Source organism: Patescibacteria group bacterium (genome assembly GCA_018896645.1).
Taxonomy (GTDB): Bacteria; Patescibacteriota; Patescibacteriia; order UBA2591; family JABMQE01; genus JAHIMF01.
In genome coordinates, this window is the sequence record JAHIMF010000040.1 from 35,048 (window position 1) to 53,167 (window position 18,120).

The 18,120-nt window shown below is 39.6% G+C and carries 16 protein-coding genes; 13 read left to right on the forward strand and 3 right to left on the reverse strand.

Going from position 1 to position 18,120, the window contains the following annotated elements; genetic code table 11:
• Window positions 1–68: 68 nt before the first annotated feature.
• The 3 genes from KKD20_02885 to KKD20_02895 form a co-directional block, all read right to left on the reverse strand.
• Entirely contained in the window at window positions 69–971 is a 903-nt protein-coding gene (locus KKD20_02885) for a hypothetical protein (protein ID MBU4332039.1), read from the reverse strand.
• Between the two features lie 273 nt (window positions 972–1,244).
• Window positions 1,245–2,141 (reverse strand): M48 family metallopeptidase, encoded by an 897-nt coding sequence (locus KKD20_02890; protein MBU4332040.1) that lies wholly within the window; start codon window positions 2,139–2,141, stop codon window positions 1,245–1,247.
• A 76-nt stretch (window positions 2,142–2,217) separates the two neighbouring features.
• On the reverse strand, window positions 2,218–2,775 hold the full coding sequence (locus KKD20_02895; GenBank protein ID MBU4332041.1) for a LemA family protein: 558 nt from the start codon (window positions 2,773–2,775) through the stop codon (window positions 2,218–2,220).
• A gap of 350 nt (window positions 2,776–3,125) precedes the next feature.
• Here KKD20_02895 and pilM point away from each other — a divergent pair, with 350 nt between their 5' ends.
• From pilM to KKD20_02960, 13 genes are all read left to right on the forward strand, one after another.
• Window positions 3,126–4,352 carry a pilus assembly protein PilM gene (gene pilM, locus KKD20_02900; protein ID MBU4332042.1) on the forward strand — a complete coding sequence of 409 codons (1,227 nt, stop codon included), beginning with the start codon at window positions 3,126–3,128 and terminating at the stop codon, window positions 4,350–4,352.
• 255 nt (window positions 4,353–4,607) lie between these two features.
• The gene (locus KKD20_02905; GenBank protein MBU4332043.1) at window positions 4,608–5,840 is read left to right on the forward strand and encodes a hypothetical protein; all 1,233 of its coding nucleotides are present in this window, start codon (window positions 4,608–4,610) and stop codon (window positions 5,838–5,840) included.
• A gap of 18 nt (window positions 5,841–5,858) precedes the next feature.
• Window positions 5,859–6,530: a type 4a pilus biogenesis protein PilO gene (gene pilO / locus KKD20_02910; GenBank protein ID MBU4332044.1), complete on the forward strand. Its 672-nt coding sequence runs from the start codon at window positions 5,859–5,861 to the stop codon at window positions 6,528–6,530.
• A gap of 202 nt (window positions 6,531–6,732) precedes the next feature.
• Window positions 6,733–7,086 carry a hypothetical protein gene (locus tag KKD20_02915; GenBank protein MBU4332045.1) on the forward strand — a complete coding sequence of 118 codons (354 nt, stop codon included), beginning with the start codon at window positions 6,733–6,735 and terminating at the stop codon, window positions 7,084–7,086.
• A gap of 285 nt (window positions 7,087–7,371) precedes the next feature.
• Window positions 7,372–9,096 (forward strand): GspE/PulE family protein, encoded by a 1,725-nt coding sequence (locus tag KKD20_02920; GenBank protein ID MBU4332046.1) that lies wholly within the window; start codon window positions 7,372–7,374, stop codon window positions 9,094–9,096.
• Window positions 9,097–9,204: 108 nt separating this feature from the next.
• Entirely contained in the window at window positions 9,205–9,585 is a 381-nt protein-coding gene (locus KKD20_02925) for a response regulator (GenBank protein ID MBU4332047.1), read from the forward strand.
• A 210-nt stretch (window positions 9,586–9,795) separates the two neighbouring features.
• Entirely contained in the window at window positions 9,796–10,866 is a 1,071-nt protein-coding gene (gene tadA / locus KKD20_02930; GenBank protein ID MBU4332048.1) for a Flp pilus assembly complex ATPase component TadA, read from the forward strand.
• A 96-nt stretch (window positions 10,867–10,962) separates the two neighbouring features.
• The gene (locus tag KKD20_02935) at window positions 10,963–12,168 is read left to right on the forward strand and encodes a type II secretion system F family protein (protein ID MBU4332049.1); all 1,206 of its coding nucleotides are present in this window, start codon (window positions 10,963–10,965) and stop codon (window positions 12,166–12,168) included.
• Between the two features lie 166 nt (window positions 12,169–12,334).
• A complete protein-coding gene (locus KKD20_02940; GenBank protein ID MBU4332050.1) occupies window positions 12,335–15,865 on the forward strand; it encodes a right-handed parallel beta-helix repeat-containing protein in 3,531 nt (1,176 codons plus the stop codon).
• Between the two features lie 183 nt (window positions 15,866–16,048).
• Entirely contained in the window at window positions 16,049–16,291 is a 243-nt protein-coding gene (locus KKD20_02945) for a hypothetical protein (protein MBU4332051.1), read from the forward strand.
• Window positions 16,269–16,541, forward strand: coding sequence for a type II toxin-antitoxin system mRNA interferase toxin, RelE/StbE family (locus tag KKD20_02950; protein MBU4332052.1), 273 nt, complete (start codon window positions 16,269–16,271; stop codon window positions 16,539–16,541). Before KKD20_02945 ends, KKD20_02950 begins: the two co-directional genes overlap by 23 nt.
• Before the next feature lie 104 nt (window positions 16,542–16,645).
• The gene (locus KKD20_02955) at window positions 16,646–16,801 is read left to right on the forward strand and encodes a hypothetical protein (GenBank protein MBU4332053.1); all 156 of its coding nucleotides are present in this window, start codon (window positions 16,646–16,648) and stop codon (window positions 16,799–16,801) included.
• Window positions 16,802–16,965: 164 nt separating this feature from the next.
• Window positions 16,966–18,120: ATP-binding protein (locus KKD20_02960; protein ID MBU4332054.1), on the forward strand; the 1,155-nt coding region annotated here is incomplete at its 3' end.

Consider the following 18,120-nt stretch of genomic DNA (forward strand, 5'->3'; position numbering starts at 1 on the left):
AATTGAGCAATCGAACAATCGAGCAATGAAGTGTTAAGACAATTTAACAATGTTTGTTTATTTTTATATTATTTTATTTTTATATTTTTAACAAGCCTAAGATTTTCGTAAACCAAGAAAGTAAATAAGGCGGCTAGAGGAGGAACAATGAAAAGCGCGACCAGTGGCCCTAAAAGCGGTATTATATTAACTAATATCGCAGCCAAAGATAAAAGCAGGAAAAAGATAACTAGTTTGGAAAAAATAGCGAACCAATAACCGCGAGTTAAGCGCCAGCTATTTTCCAATGCTTGGATAATTTTTTGATTTTCAATAAGCACTAAGTACGGCGCAGGAAATAATTTTATACTCATCCAAAATAGGCAACCTAATGATAAAAGAGTCAGAACCCCCAAAGCGATTACGGCAGTTTCATTAGTTAAAACTTCCCTGGGGGTCGCCAGGGCGTAAAGCAGGCCAAGGGCGATAAGAGGCAGGCTGGCTATCAGTCCAGTTAAAATTTTAACTAGCATAAAGGGCAATAATTTTTTGAAAGCTTTAAGAATGATATCTTTTAAAGATAGCTTTGTTCCCAAATTATAGATTTTTAGAATGAGAGAAGCTTGGAATAAAAGCTTAGTAATGATTTGAGCTAAGATAAATATCACATAAGTGATAATTAACGGTAATCCGATGCTTATAAAAGAGGAAAATTTTTGATTTACTTCCTGGATGCTTGATGAATCCCAAACAGTTACGAGAGAGATGCCAATGGCAATGATACTGAAAATAAAGAAGGCAGCCACAAAAATTGTCGTGAGGAGTATTAAACTTTTAGCATTTTGTTTAAATAGATTTAAACAAGTGGAGAGCAGCCAGGCAAGGGTTTTGAATTTTGGCCGTGAATATAGGGGCGGAACAAGGGGTGGGTTAGGGGATTGCGTGGGAGGCGGGTAAGCGTTTGTTTGATTTTGTTGTTGGTTTTCGAACATTTTAAGGAAATTAAGAAATTAGAAATTAAGAAATTGGGAGCTCTAATCATCTCTAATGAGCTCGAATATCTCGAATAGTAGTCGGAGTGACAAAACGGGCCGCCTTTCGGCCCCGAGCTCTCCTCGAGTCTGCCGTTCGAGGCTCTGAGGAGCCCTCAGGCTCTCGAAGAGAGTCTCGGAGTCGAAGACAAGGCCGAGGGGCAGTGAGTTTTGTTATTACTGGAGACTATGATAACGAAGCTCGCAAACTCGCTTCGTCAGTCCATTAGTTTTTCATGCCATCCGCCTCAACGCCCTCACTCTTTCCTCAATCGGCGGATGCGTGGAAAAAAGTTTAGCCATACCCTTGCTCGCCTTGGCGCCAAAGGGGCTGGCAATATACAGATGAGCTGTGGCATTGTTGGCGCGGAGCAGGGGTTGTCCAGAGGAAGAAATTTTTTCTAAAGCCCGGGCTAGGCCTTCTGGATAGCGGGTGAGCAAAGATGCGGAAGCATCAGCTAAAAATTCTCTTTTTCGCGAGATAGCCAATTTTATCAGTTGAGCGATGAGGGGAGAGAGAATCATCAAAATAATTCCCACAATCATTAAAATCATTCCCAATTGACCGCCCGAACGGCTGTTACGACGTCGTCCCCCGCCAAAAAACTGGATGCGCCAGAACCAATTTGCCAGCAAAGCAATAATCCCAACCAGAACAACAACCAGAGTCATTAGCCTCATGTCGTAGTTTTTAATATGCGAAAGCTCATGAGCAATCACTCCTTCCAGCTCTTCGTTTTCTAGACGTTCTATGATTCCAGTAGTCAGAGCAACAGAGGCATGTTTGGGGTCGCGGCCAGCGGCAAAAGCATTGGGAGCCGGGTCGTTGATTATGTAGATCTTGGGTACTGGCAAGCCAGCAGTAATACAGAGGTTTTCCACCATTCGGTACACATAAGGATTGTCTTGTTTAGCAAGGGGTTTAGCGCCGGCAGTCCAAAGAGCAATCTTGTCGCCCTGGTAATAGCCTACAAGAGCCATGAGAACAGAAATTATCAGAGCTAAAACTAAGCCCCAATAACCGAATTCTGTAAGTTCGCCAAAAGCCCAGCCGATCCCGGCGATAATTATAATGAATAAGGCGATGAGGATTATTGAACGACGTTTATTGGATTCTATTTGTCGATACATTGATTAGTAATAAAGTAATAAAGTAATAAAGTAAATAGGTACTCGATTACTTAATTACTAGTTTACTTAATTACTTTTAGAACTTAACCTTAACATTCTCCCGTTCACCGGCTTCCGTAATTTCAAAGAATTCAAACTTTTCAAATTTCAACATTCCTGCCACCACATTGTTGGGGAAGACTTCAATCTTCGTGTTAAAGTCGCGAACATTGCCGTTGTAAAATCTTCGAGACGCTTGGATTTTATTCTCGGTGTCAGAGAGTTCATCTTGCAACTTAGCAAAATTTTCACTGGCTTTAAGGTCAGGATAATTTTCCGCTACAGCAAAAAGAGTTTTCAATGTTCCGCTTAAAATGTTTTCTGCTTTGCCTTTTTCTTCTGGCGAGCCGGCTTGCATAGCTTGAGTGCGGGCTTTGGTAACCTTTTCAAAAAGTTCACGCTCATGCTTGGCATAGCCTTTTACGGTTTCTACTAGATTAGGAATAAGATTGTAACGCCGTTTAAGCTGGACATCAATATCAGACCAAGCTTCGCGAGTTCGATTCCGAAGTTTAATTAGTCCGTTGTAAACCGCAATTAACCAGAGAATAGCTATGACAATTACTCCTCCAATGATCCAAAATAAGATGTTCATAGGGTGTTTTAAAGTTAATAATTAGATTATTTAATTTGTTGACTTAGCAAATTTATTATATAATAAAAGCAAGGGTTTTGTCAATAAAACATTAAAGCAATAAAGCATTAAAACATTAAAGCAATAAAGCATTAAAGCAATAAAACATTAAAACAAAAAAACATTAAAACAAAAAAACATTAAAGCAATAAAACAATAAAACATTAAAACAATAAAACAAAAAAACATTAAAACAATTTGCTTTAATGCTCTCGTGCTTTAATGCTCCCACTGTTATCCACATGTTTCTTGTTTTAACTAATCTATGGTATAATTCTAACATAAAGAGTTAAAAAAGCTTTGACTTATTTATGGGTTTATTTTCTAAAAGTAAAAGTTACTTAGGCGTGGATCTTGGCACCGCCAGTGTTAAAATTATTGAGCTGGCTAACCAGGATGGCAAGCCGCGGCTTTTAACTTATGGCTATCTAGATTGGTCAACCGATATCATGAGAAACACCGCGCCTGAAGCAAAGAATAAGGTTGCTGCGATGATTAAGGCCATTTGTGAAAAATCACAAACTCGGAGTCGCAAGGCGGTTACGGCCCTGCCGAGTTTTTCAGTATTCAACTCCATCATCAATTTGCCAAGAATGTCCAAAAAAGATTTATCCTCGGCTATTTACTGGGAAGCCAAGAAGTTTGTGCCAATGCCAATAGAAGAGGTGATTTTAGATTGGAAGATTTTAGAGCCAGAAATTTCTAGCAATTATCACACCATAGATAACAAAAAGAAAGAAGAGTATTTTGTCAAAAATCAGGAAATGGCTGATTCTGACTTTAAAAATAAATCCCCAAAAGAAAATAACGAACCCTCTCAAAAAAGTGATAATAAAAATTTACGCATCCTTTTGACTGCCGCCCCTAAGAATTTGGTTAAAAAGTATATTGATATTTTTGAGCAAGCCGAGCTCGAACTTTTGAGCTTGGAAACAGAGTCTTTTGCTTTGGGTCGCAGTCTTGTTGGGGGAGACAGGGCCACGGTAATGGTTATTGACTTGGGGGCAACCACCACTGACATTATAATAATGAAATCCGGTATTCCGCTTTTAAGCCGCAGTATTGATATAGGCGGCATGACCATTACTAAATCTATAGTGAATACTTTAAATATAGGCGAGAAGCGGGCCGAGCAGTTCAAGCGGGACATTGGTATTTCTTTGGCGGCGGCTGCCGGTTCTTTGGCAGATCAGACCCAAGGACAACTTTCTAATGGGTTTAATTCCGCGGCTAAAGGATGGGGAGGGGTACCGCGGGCCATCCGAGAGGTTATGGATTCATTAATTAATGAAATTCGTTATTCGTTAGATTTGTATCAAACCCAAAGCGGCGAACATGTAGAGAAAGTCATCCTTTCTGGCGGTTCAGCATTTTTACCAAATTTATCTGAATATTTTGCACAAATGCTTGAGATTAAGGTTTTTATTGGTGATCCTTGGAGTCGGGTAATTTATCCAACAGAACTAAAATTTTCGCTTGAAGAGCTGGGCCCATGCTTTGCCGTAGCTATTGGTCTGGCAATGAGAGAGATAGAATGAAATATCATTAAAGCATTAAAGCATTAAAGCATTAAAGCATTAAAGCATTAAAGCAAAAAAGCATTAAAGCATTAAAGCATTAAAACAAAAAAGCATTAAAGCAAAAAAACAAAAAAACAAAAAAGCATTAAAGCAAAAAAGCATTAAAGCATTAAAACATTAAAACATTAAAGCAATTTGCTTTAATGTTCTCGTGCTCTCGTGCTTTAATGTTCTCGTACTCTCGTGCTCTTGTGTTTTAATGTCTTAATGCGTATGACAGATATCAATTTTTTACCCGAAGAGCTTCGGGAAAAAGAAAAAAAAGAAAGAGCATTCAGTAAAATCAGAAAAGGAGGGGAAAAAGTTGAATTAACTCAACCCCTACCCCAGACGGAAGAGAAAATACTGAAAATTAAGCCCTTATCTCGGCGGCCTGGTTTTTTATTGAAGACAAAGATAGCCCTGGGTTCAATCCTTTTAAAATTAAAAAAGAAGAAGCCTCACCAACAAGAACCAAAAAAAGGAGACGGAGATAATTTGAAATCCCCAGAGCCCGATAGTGGAGCGCAACCGGAAGAAGGACAGGAGAATTTTTGGCAAGCCGCCTTCCGGGCAGAACCCAAGCCCCAGATAGAGCCAATATCTTTCCCCAAAGAAACTTTGTCGGAGCGCGCTAACCCCCCCCTCCCCCCCCCAAAAGCGGTGGTCACACCCAAAAAAATTGTTATGGCGGCCAAGAAAGAATTTCCTAGTGAAAGCAGGGCAGAAGAGGGCAAACAACCCCAGAAGAATTTGCTTCTAACGTTTAAAAAGGGGCTGGTTTCGCTATTCTTAAAAAGTAAAAGAATTGGCATGAAGACCAAAAGCAAGGAGAAACGCTTTACCTCGGGGGAAGGGTTGGCCAAGCAAAGGTCATCAGAGATGTCGGTTAATTTAGTGCCATTGGAAATTTTTCTGCGCGATCGCCTGAAAGAGAGGATAGCGGTTTTACTGTTGGTAAATTTGGGTTGTTTGGTAATCATTGGATTAGTTTATTTAGTCATTTTATCCGCTCAACCCGCGCCTTCAGACACATCAGACACAATAGAGCAACTGGAAAAACAGGTGGGTGCGATAGATGAGCAGATAGCCGAACTCCGAGAAGCTCAACATCAATATTACCAAATCCAAAATAAAATTGAACTGGCAAGGGAACTGTTTGATAATCATGTTTATTGGACAAAGTTTTTTAAGTTTATAGAAGAGCACACAATGCCCGAGGTGGCCTATCTAAGTTTTGGCGGTGACGTGGGGGGAGCCGTGAATCTGAATGCTGTGGCCCTGGACTATTATACCCTAGCCCAGCAATTAGTTGTTTTGCAAGAAGCGACTGATTTTATAGGTTCGGTGGAGATTAACTCGGCCTCTCGGGTAACGCTAGATAATCAGGAGGAGGGGGCCGAGGAAGAAGCTTCATTGGTGAATTTTAATATCAGATTAGGAGTCAAACCCGAGGTTTTTAAATAAATTATTATCACACTTGTTATGCCCCAGGAAACCCTCAACAGCAAACAAACAAAGAATATAAGTTTGATTGTTGTTAATTATTTTAAATTTGTCTTGATTGCAAGCATTATTTTAGTTTTTGCTTTGGGCTATTTTTTGTTTTTGAGGCCAAGATTTAAACAAACCGAACAAGGACCGAGCGAAAGGCAGCAAGTTTTAGAAACCCAACTGTCAGCTAAAATCAAGACTTTAACGCAGCTGCAAGGATTTAGAACCATGTTAGATAGCTTGTCTGATGAGAACAAACGGCGGTTGAATATTTTTTTGCCGAGTGAAAAGGAGACCCCAGAATTATTTGTTCAGTTGAATGCTTTGGCGAGAGAGAATAATTTATATTTGGATTCAATAGAAATTAAAGAGGTTGGAGATGCTAAAATAGGAACCTCGCCCTCTTTGCCAAATCGGGAGGACGAGGCAGCCGCTGGCCCGGATCAGGCAGAATTAGACCCGGCTTTATTGGGCAGCGATGCCAGCTCTCTTAAATTTTTAGATATTAACCTTAGCTTATCGGGTGGCCATTACTTTGATTTAAAAAATTTCTTGCAAGACGTGGAAAGAAATTTGAGGCTTCTAGATGTTACCTCGGTTAATTTTATTGGTGAGGGCGATTCTTTTGTGGTTAATATGGGGGCATACTATATAGAAGAATAACTAAAGCAATCAAAAATAAAATAATATAAAAATAAAATAATATAAAAATAAAATAATATAAAAATAAAATAATAAACGAACATTGTTAAATTGTCTTAACACTTCATTGCTCGATTGTTCGATTGCTCAATTGTTGACAGTTAAACAATAGAACAATCGGACAATAGAACAATGCAACAGTTTATTTTTATATTTTTAAAACATGTTATCCAGAAAAAAATTAGATTATAAAAAAAAGTTGATTTACACCATAATTATCCTCTTGAATTTTTCCATAGTAGGTTATTTGGTGTTTGCCAACCTTTTAAGAAAGCCCGCGGTTCCGTCTCCTTTGGATATGCCAGACGTCTATTCGGACGAAATGATTGAAGGGGCAGCAACACCGGTGACTGATTATTCGCAAGCGCCGGCTGTCGGGGAAGGGGCCGCTGTTTTGGTTTTTGATGATCCGATGTTTCGTGGTTTAAAGATATTTGGTAATTTACCGATCAAAATTGACAAGGTGGGCCGGACTAACCCCTTTGATTTATTCGAGGCGGCTATACCTAAGGAGTGATCGAGTCAACCCCAGGATTAAGGTTGAAAAAAGTTAAAGGTTCGTCATTTAAGTCTAGTAAAAGATTTACTATTCGTTATTTACTATTTACTATTCATCACGAATTATGACGAATAAATAGAGAATGATAGTATCGGAAAAAACATTAAATGGGACAAAGTAAGAATAATAGAAGCAAGGAAAAAGAATACTATCAGCCAAAGGCTTGGACCAGAGGCCCATCCGCCTTTGGAGGAGACCAGCCTTTGGCTGGAATAATAAATAGTAAATAATAAATAACACGATATGTCAAAGGATTTATTTCAATATTTAGTAAACGCTGGTTTAATTGACCAAACTCGATTGCCAAAGCTGGAGCAGGGATTGGCTAGCCGGCAGGTTTTGGAAATAGAAAGATTTTTATTAAAAAATAAACTTGTTTCTCCCAAGGCCTTTTTAAAAGCGAAATCCGAATTTTTTCATCTGCCTGCCTTAGAGATGACTCCTAAACTTATTACTGAAGAGATTTTGGGAATTATTCCGGAGCAATTAGCAGATAATTACAAAATGGTCGCTTTTGACAAACAGGATAATGTTTTAAAAGTGGCTATCTCGGACCCCAGTAATCTGCGGGCCAGAGAGGCGGTAGAGTTTATTGCTCGTGGTAAAAATTTAAAATTAGAATATTTTGTTGTTTTTGAGAAGGATATTGATACAGCATTAAGGCAGTACGGCAATCTAAAAGTTGAAGTCAAGGAGGCCCTGGAACAGGCTGAAGACAAGTTCGCCGCCACCGGCAAAGAGCCTATCAAAGAGGAGCTTGACGAAGTTATTAAAAGCGCGCCGGTTTCCAAGATGGCCTCGGTTATATTTAGGCATGCGGTTGAGGGCCGAGCGAGCGATATCCACATTGAAGTAGATCAAGAAAAAAGCCGAGTGCGTTATAGGATTGATGGAAAACTGCATACCTCTATTGTTCTGCCAAAATATATTCATGCCGCGCTAGTTTCCCGCATCAAAGTTTTAGCCAATTTAAAAATTGATGAGAGCAGAATTCCCCAAGACGGTCGCATTCGTCAAAAAATAGCTGGTAAGCAAATTGATTTTCGGGTTTCCACCCTACCCTTAATTGACAATGAAAAAGTGGTGATGCGGGTCTTGGAAACTTCATTAGGCGCCCCAAGTTTTGACGAATTGGGTTTTAGCGGTATGGGTTTAAAGATTATACAAAAAACCTTAAAAGAACCCTACGGCCTATTTTTGGTGACTGGACCAACCGGGAGTGGTAAATCGACAACGCTTTTTTCGGCCCTAAGCGAACTGAACAATGAGGAAATTAACATTACCACGCTTGAAGATCCGGTTGAGTATTATATTGAGGGCGTGAATCAGTCACAAATTAATACTAAGGTGGGCTTTACTTTTGCTACTGGTTTACGTTCTATCCTTAGACAGGATCCGGATATCATTATGGTGGGCGAGATTAGGGATAATGAGACTGTTGAATTAGCTATTCATGCCGGATTAACAGGCCACCTTGTGTTGGCCACTCTTCATACCAATGATGCTGTCAGTGCAATCCCTCGGCTGATGGATATGAAGGCCGAGGCATTTTTGCTTTCCACCACAGTAAATGTTGTAGTAGCCCAACGTTTAGTAAGAAAAATTTGTGAACATTGCCGTCAAGAAATCGCGGTGCCAAGACGTTTGCAAGAGGAAGCACATAAAGAGCTGGGTAATATTCCCATACTGAAGGACTATTGGTCCGGAGGATTGGATAACTTAAAATTCTATCGAGGAAAAGGATGCAGTCACTGCGGCGGCATGGGCTATCAGGGCCGGATTGCCATTTTTGAGGTATTGGAGATAACGGATAAATTAAAAGAAATTATTGCGGCGGGCTATCCTGCGGAGGAGGTAAAAAAGGAAATCCTAAGACAGGAGATGCTTTCTATGAAACAAGACGGAATAATTAAAGCCCTTAAAGGGCTGACCGCGCTGGAGGATATTCTGGAGGTGACCGCAACCTAGTTACTAGTTATTATTTATTATTTACTATTCAAATATAATAAAATTAAGACTTCGGGATTCGTGAAAAGAATAGTAAATAATGAATAGTAAATAATAAATCAGAAGGGTATGCATCCCCAAAAATTTAAAATTTTACTTATTGAAGACGACTCCTTTTTAGCTAATCTTTATATTGGTAAGTTTAGTAATGAGGGTTTTGCGGTTATCCGGGCCAGTCATGGCGAAGAGGGTTTGACATTAGCCAAAAAGATTAGGCCGCGAGCGATTCTATTGGATTTGCTTTTGCCGGGTTTGGACGGGTTTTCTGTGCTTCAGAGTCTTAAGAAGGACCTGGCCACCCAAGAGATTCCAGTGATTGTTTTAACTAATTCAGGCGAAGAAGAAAATATTAATAAAGCTTTGGACTTGGGAGCAGCTGATTATTTAATCAAGGTTAATTTTTTGCCTTCCGAGGTCGTCGAGAAAGTCAGAGGAGTTATAGCTGAATGATTTTAAATTACATAGGGGACAGAAAATGCTTAATTTATAGATCGGTTAATAGGGTTAATAAAGTTGTTAATAAGGTTAATAGACCCGTCGTCGTTATTAACCATTGTATTAACTTTATTAACAACTTTATTAACTAAGCTTGGTCGTTCCAACAACCAATTTCAGAATAGACCCCAATAATTTTTTTCTTTAATTATTTATACAAATCCCATGCAGGCGCAAGATAAAATTATTTTGGATAAAATGCTAACCAGTATTGCTGAACAGCGAGCTTCGGATTTGCATTTCCTGGTGGGCAGCCCCCCCGTATTACGGACAGATGGTCGATTGAAGCCGCTTACTAATGAAATTGTGATAACATCAGATTTCATTGAGCAAGTTGTGTTTTCTATTTTAAATAAAGATCAGCAAGAAAAGCTGACCAAAGAGCGGGAAATAGTCATAGGTTACGATTTTAAGCCGGGTTTGCGTTTTCGAGTGAGTGTTTTTTATCAAAAAGGAAACTTGAGCGCTTCTTTTAGGTTGATTGTTACCCCGATAAAGACCTTGAAAGAATTGGGTATGCCAGCAGTAGTACAAGAGTTTGTTAAATCTAAAAAGGGTCTTTTGCTGGTTAGCGGCCCCTTTGCTTCTGGGAAATCAACAGTTATTGCGGCGATGATTGAAACAATAAATAAAAGTAAGTCACGGCATATCGTGACCCTGGAGGAGCCGATTGAATATGTATTTACTAATGATAAAAGTATTATTGAACAGCGGGAGATAGGCCGAGATGTTACTTCTGTAATGCAGGGCCTGGAATTTTTGGAGGAGGGAGACGCAGATGTCATAGTAACTCCGGAAGTGGAGGAACCGGAGGTGTTTTTGCAGCTTTTGGACTTGGCGGAATCGGGTCGTTTTGTTATTTCTCAGTTAGCCTTGGATTCCGTTCATAAGGCAATGGAGCGCATCAACAATATTTTTCCTAAAGATAAGCAGGATTTACTGAGGTTGATGCTGGGAGATAATCTGGTGGGAATATTAAGTTTGAGATTACTGCCGCGTTTGGGCGGCGGATTAATTTCTATACCAGAAGTTCTAAAAGTCAATTCAGCTGTTCGTTCGATAATCAAGGAGGGCAAGTATTATCAGCTACGGAACCTCATGCAAATTTCTCAAGCCGAAGGCATGAAAACATTTGATCAATCATTGGTTGAATTAGTGAGCAGCGGACAGATTCTTTTGGAAGTTGCCCTTGAGCAGGCCAGTGACCCGGCAAGTTTTAGAACAACGGTTAGATAGAAATAAAATAATATAAAAATATAAAAATAGACGAGACGAGATAAATTTTTATTATTTTATTTTTATATTATTTTATTATTTTATTTTATATTCCCAATGATATTTCATTATCAAGCAAAAGACAATGAAGGACTTCTGGTGAACGGTACCGTAGAAGCCAATAATGAAAAAGTAGCAATAGAGAGCCTGCGCGAGAAGGGCTATACTATTGTTGGCCTAGAGCCAGGGGAAGAGACCCCAAAGACAGCAGGGTTTTTGGCTGTGCTTAATAGAGTTAAAAGAAAAGAGATTGTTATTTTTTCCAGGCAGTTGGCAGTAATGGCGGCGGCTACCGTGCCCATTGTTCAGGCCCTAATGATTTTGGTCAAGCAAACCAAGAATCCCGTTTTGAAACTAATAATCTCCGAGGTGGCTGATGATGTTGATGGCGGTTCTAAACTATCTAGCGCTCTGGGCCGCCACCCCAAAGCTTTTTCCAATTTTTATGTCAGTATGGTTAAGACCGGCGAGACTTCCGGCAAGTTATCAGAGGTTTTGAATTATTTGGCGGACCAGGAAGAAAAAGATTATGATTTGGCAGCCAAAATTAAGGGGGCGATGATTTATCCGATTTTTATAGTTTCTGGCTTGGTTTTAGTGGGGGCCGCGATGATGATTTTTGTAATCCCTCAATTAACCGCTATCCTAAAAGAATCAGGGGCAGACCTGCCTTTATCTACCAGGGCTTTGATTGGCTCCAGTGATTTTTTTTCTGCTTATTGGTGGATTATACTGATTGTTTTAGTGGCGGGAGCAGTAGGTTTTAAATTGCTGTTAAAGATTGCCAAATTAAGATATTTTTTTGACTGGTTGAAACTAAGGATGCCGATTTTTGGCAAACTTTTTCAAAAAATTTACTTAGTGCGTTTTACAAGGAGTATGTCCACCTTGGTTGTTGGCGGCGTTGCCCTGCCCGCGGCTCTAGACATTGTTAGCGAAGTAGTTGGCAACAGGGTTTACCATGACTTGGTTATTGAGACTAACAGGGAGGTTCGGGATGGTAATCCCATGGTTTCGGTTTTTGCTAAAAGTAAGGCAGTGCCACCGATGCTCTCTCAGATGATAGGCGTGGGCGAACAGACCGGCAAGCTGGATGAGGTTTTAAATCGACTTGGTGATTTTTATGCCCGCGAGGTTGACAATATGGTTACTAATTTGGTGACTTTAATTGAGCCTTTGATTATGATTTTTATGGGCGTGGGCGTGGGTATTATGGTAGCTGCGATTTTATTGCCGATGTATAATTTAGCGTCAAGCTTTTGATTTATTTTACTAATTTACTAATTTATTGGATTATGGTTGGTGATGAACGCAAAGAAGGTTCGTATGCATCGATTGAGAATTTAAATAAAATTAGAGCATATTTATTAGAAAAACAAAAAAAATAAATTAATAAATTAGTAAATTAATAAATTAATAAATTAAACCAATGTTAAAAACTACAATCCTAAAAATTTTAAAACATCCCCGAGTTGTATTTTTAATGATTGTATTATTGCTTGTTCTGGGCAGTTTAATTAAGGCGGTGACTGCGGCTTGGACCGAACCAACGGCTGATCCACCGGATGAGAATGTAGCCGCGCCGATCAACATCTCGGATATTGCTCAATATAAAAAGGGAGCGCTTAGTATTGGAGTGGATGTCTTACCAGTAGAAACATTGGAAGTTGCAGATATAACGGGTGGCACAGCCCGTGTTCGAATTTCAGACATTGTCCAAAACCCCGAGCTTCAACTTCAATATGGGAGTGGGCCAGATGAGCATTGGGCGATTTATAGTAATCAGGATAATGCAGATAGTTTAAATATTTGGAGTTATAATGCTGGCAGTGGCGGCAACAGAGTGACGATTCTTCAAAACGGCAACGTGGGGATTGGGCCGACAAATCCGAGCGAGAAGTTGGAAGTATCTGGAAATATAAAAGCTTCGGGTACGATTTGTGATAGTGTTGGCTGTATTGGTGGCGGTGTTGCTGGTGGTGGTAAAACCGGCCCAACCCTGATCGTGGCTGCTAATGATTCCAATGACAAAACCAGGGCGGATTATGTCTGTGATGGGACAGATGATGAAGTCCAGATTAATCAGGCAATTAGCGCCCTTCCCGCGGCAGGCGGGACCGTGTATCTGCTTGAGGGAACTTATGTAGTTAATCCTCAGACCTTGATTTCTGGGACAACCTACTATGCTATTAGTTTGAATTCAAATGTGGCTCTTATTGGTTCAGGCGCAGGAACCGTGATAAAATTAAAGGATAGCTGGAACGGCAATGGCCGCCTTATAAATGCTAATACAAAAAACTCAATCCTATTGCAGAACTTCAAGATTGATGGGAACAAGGGCGGTCAGTCAGGAGGAAGTCAAGATGGCATTGTGTTCACCACTGTCACTAAATCCAAGATTAATAAACTCTGGGTAGAGAATGTTGATGTAGAGGGCATTGCTTTTAAATCCTCTTCTAATAACAATATCATTTCTAGCTGCCATTTTGTTTCTAACAGTGGCAGCGCTATTGATTTTACCTCCGGGTCTTATAACATCATATCCGGCAATAATATTCAGTCAAGCGGCGGCAGCGCTATTGATTTTACCTCCGGGTCTTATAACATCATATCCGGCAATAATATTCAGTCAAGCGGCGGCAGGGCTATTGAGCTTAAGGGCAGTGGCAATGATTATAACATCATTTCCGGCAATAATATTCAGTCAAGTAGCAATGCCGGGATAGATATTTGTGGCGGCGCTGATTACAATACCGTCTCTAATAATAATGTTTCTGCTAATGCGCGCGGTATAGTTATTTATAACAGTAGTGACAGTAATACCATTTCCGATAATGTTATTGTCTCGAATAGTTCATACGGTATCCAAGTGCATACTGGGAATTATAATGCCATTGTTGGCAATACGCTTAATAATAATGGCGGAACCGGCACTGCTTCTTCTATACATCTGGATACAGCGGATACCACTCTTATTTCATCCAATAATATCTATGATTCAGCAGGCACTGGCTATGCAATCAAGATTGGCGCTGGCGCCGATAACAACATCCTGGTCGGCAACCGCTATTCCGGCACAGGCGCTTCTTCAATCAAAGATCAAGGCATTAACACGATCTACAACGCCCAGCTAGCTGGCTCGTCAGGAAGCGACTTGATACTTAAAAGCTCCGGCAACGTCGGCATCAACACAACAGCCCCCGCGGCTAAATTAGTAGTCAAGGGGGATATGACCGCCTCTAAGGTCAATAAGGTAATCGTGGTGGATGGGGTCACCTATAGTGCGGATGGCTCGGGGATTCAAGCGGCCATCAATGCCTTGCCAGCTGGAGGCGGCAAAGTCTTTCTGCCTGAAGGAACCTATACGATTAGCGCAACTTTAACCCTGGCCTCCAATGTTATCCTGGAGGGTGCAGGTAAGACCGCCACTATCCTCAATCTGGCTAATGGAGTTAATGCCGCGGTTATCTCGGCTACAAATGCCAGCAACATCCGCATCGCCCTTTTAAAGATAGATGCCAACAATACCAACAATAACTGCAGCCACTGCCATGGCCTTTATTTAACTAACGTGGATTACTCCACCATCGACAATATCTGGTTAGAGGACTGTGAGGACGATGCTATCTACTTCTATAGTGGCTCCAATAACAACGCGGTGACCAACTCTACCTTCAATGCCAATGCCGAGAGTGCTATTCATGTCTACTCTTCATCCTATAACACTATTGCCAACAACAATGTAGTTTCCAATGGCGACCGGGCGATTGAGCTTTATCCTTCCTCTACCTATAATACGGTTTTGGGAAACATTCTGAATTCTAACTCCGGCACTGCCGTCCATCTTTGCGCTTCATCGAATTATAACGTCGTCGGCGATAATGTGATTAAAGGTAACAGAAACGGGATAACACTAGATAGGGGGTGCCATAACAATACTATTACCGGAAACAACCTTAGCGCCAATACAGGTTACGGTATTGCGCTTACTTCTTGTGGCGGAGATAATAATGTGATTTCCAACAATGTTATCTATGATAATGGTGCCGCCGGCGGTTATTCTGGCATCTATTTAGCCAATACGAATGATGGCTCAGACAACAATATTATTGCCTCCAATGTTATCTACGATTCCGCAGGGACTGGATACGCCATAAATATCTCTGGCTCCTATAATGATAACAATGTCCTTGTTGGCAACCGAATCACCGGGTTTGCCTGGACCACAAGCAAGATTAGAGACCTAGGCGCAGCCACCATCTATAATGCCCAGTTAGTGGAGGACCACTTGGTGCTTAAACCCACTGGCAACGTCGGCATCGGAACAGCAAAACCAACTAATAGCAGATTGGTTATTGAAGGTGATGGCGGCGGTTCTTATCAGGGACAATCAGGCTATGACGTTTCCATTGAAGGTAAATTGTATGTTACCGCCGGTTGTGCTGGAGATATTACTTGTTCAGATATTGCGGAATTTATATCAGCGCCAAAGGATGAGCCGTTTGAATCCGGAGATGTGGTTATTATTAATCCTGGTTCCAAAGAGTATGTCACAAAATCATATAAGCCATTTGATTCACGGGTTGCTGGTATCTTTTCTGCCCAGCCAGGTTTGTTAATAAGAGGAGGGGAGGGCATGAGTTTTGGTAATCCTGATTTTAGCAAGCACGGTGCTTTTGAGCATAATGGCTCCATACCCCTAGCTTTAGCCGGTCAAGTCCCAGTCAAAGTCACAAGTAAAAATGGTTTTATTAAGAAAGGGGACTTGCTTACAACCTCTTCAATCCCCGGCCATGCGATGAAATTTGCCTTGTTAGAGTTTACTGGCGAAGAGTCTTCGCAAGAATTGGCTAATAAACTCAATAAAAATGAACAAAGGAGAAATTCAATCCTTGGCAAAGCCCTGGAAGCCTGTTATGAGATTACTTGTAAAATCATGGTTTTGGTGACTTTACAATGATATATATATTTGCTTAAAATTATAATGGGTGCTAAAATAAGAAACCAAAGTTAATTATTAATTTGGGAGGTGAGGAGTCTTTACCGTGACATTTAAAACTTATGGAAACTTTAAATAATTATACTCAAAACTAAAATGAAGTGTTGAAATTAAACTTTAAAATGGTTATAATATAATAAACTCATGAACAACCAACTTACAAAAAATATAACTTTACCAAAAATCTTGATTCGCAAACAGCAAGGGGTGGTAGTTTTGCCTTTGAGAGAGTACAAAGAGTTTTTGAGGTATGAGCTGAAAAAAGAAAATATTGATGAAATTGTCGAGGAAGGACTAAAAGAAGAAAAAGCAGGAAAGACTGAATCAATGGAGAGCTTTCTTAAGAGAGATCACCCAAAACTATATGAAAAACATTATAGAGATTAAGGTTGGTTCTCGATATAAAAAATCGTTTAGGAGGCTTTCTTTGAGGATACAAAAAGAAGCTCTCCAAAAAATAAATATTTTTAGAGTCAATCCATTTGACCTTCGATTAAAAACCCACTCATTGTCTGGAAAATCAAAAGATTGCTTGGCTTTCTGGATTACATATTCTTATCGGGTTAAATTCATTTTTCTCTCTAAGAGAGAAGTTTTGTTTTTAGATGTTGGTACTCACAGGATTTATAAGAGATAACCCCATTAACATTTTTTGTGAGTTTGAATTTATGGAGATTACTTACGACTCAGGAGCTGATGCTTTAAACATCACTCTAAAAAAAAGGAAAAGTAGCCAAAACCGTGGAACTTGCTCCAGAGATAGTTTTAGATTTGGATAAATCCGGCAACCCACTTTATTTGGAAATTATTGGAGCCAGCGAGAGAATAGGCCAGAAAAGAGTCAGTGAGGTAACAATGAGGCATTTAGTTCCACAGGCAGTGCTATTAGCTCAATAGTTATTCAAGACATCCAAGGTCATTGAATGATACCAGATGTCCGAGGTAAAGCCAGCCCTTTCAAGCGGCTGGCTTTTAGCTTGAGGGGGGTTGTGGATAAATCGCCTTGACAGCTTCAACTTTTTGCTATAAGATATAAGCAGAAAGTTTAACTTTTTGCCACTATGTTAAAACAACTATTACCGCGGACAATCCTGTTGGAAATTGCCAAGAACTTGGATAATCCCCAGGCTTTAATAATTGTCGGTTCGCGGAGAACAGGAAAGACGTCCTTATTATACCTAATTAGGGATTTACTAATTCAGAAAAAAAAAGTCCAATCAAAAAATATCCTTTATTATGACTTGGAAAACGAAATCATCAGGCAGGATTTTCAAGTTAAAAATTTTGATTTAATCGCAAAAAATTTATTAGCCAAAACAAGCGCAAAGAAAAAATCATTTGTTTTGCTTGACGAAATTCAATATTTAGACAATCCAGCCGGGCTCCTTAAATATCTGAATGATCATTACGGACAATTAAAATTTATTGTTTCTGGCTCTTCGTCTTTAAAGATAAAAGAAAAATTTAGCGATTCAATGGTTGGCAGAAAAAAGGTTTTTCAGCTTCATCCTTTAAGTTTTAAGGAATTTTTAGAATTTAAAGAAAAACAAGAATATCTTAAATTGCTGCCCAAAGTTGATTTAACTAATTTAAAAATTAGCTGTTTTGAATTATTGCCGAGCAGTAAGCAGGAGATTCAAAGATTGTTTTTAGAACTTTTAACTTATGGCGGCTATCCGGAAGTTGTTTTAGCTCCTGGCGAGCTTGAAAAAAAAGAAATATTGTCAGAAATTTATACTTCTTACCTGCAAAAAGACATTAATTATTTATTTGATATTGACAATGTTGAAAAATTTAATAAATTAGCCCAATTGTTTTCGAGTCAAATTGGCAGCTTGGTAAATTTTTCTGAATTGGCCAATACTCTGGGCAGCGCCCGAGCCACAATTGATAGATACTCCTTTTTACAGGAAAACACTTTTCTTTTAGAATTTTTAAAACCGTTTTCATCTAACCTTAGAAAAGAATTAACAAAAATGCCGAAAGTTTTTTTTGAAGACACTGGTTTGCGCAATAGGATAGTTAACAATTTTAGTCAGGACGAATTAAGGCCAGATATTGGAGTTTTGGCTGAAAATTTTATTTATTCTGAATTAAAAAAATCTTATAATCTGCCATTATATTTTTGGCGAACGAAAAGTAAATCCGAAATAGATTTTGTTCTAAAGCTCCCAGAAGAATTATTGCCAATCGAAGTTAAATACCAAGACCTCAAA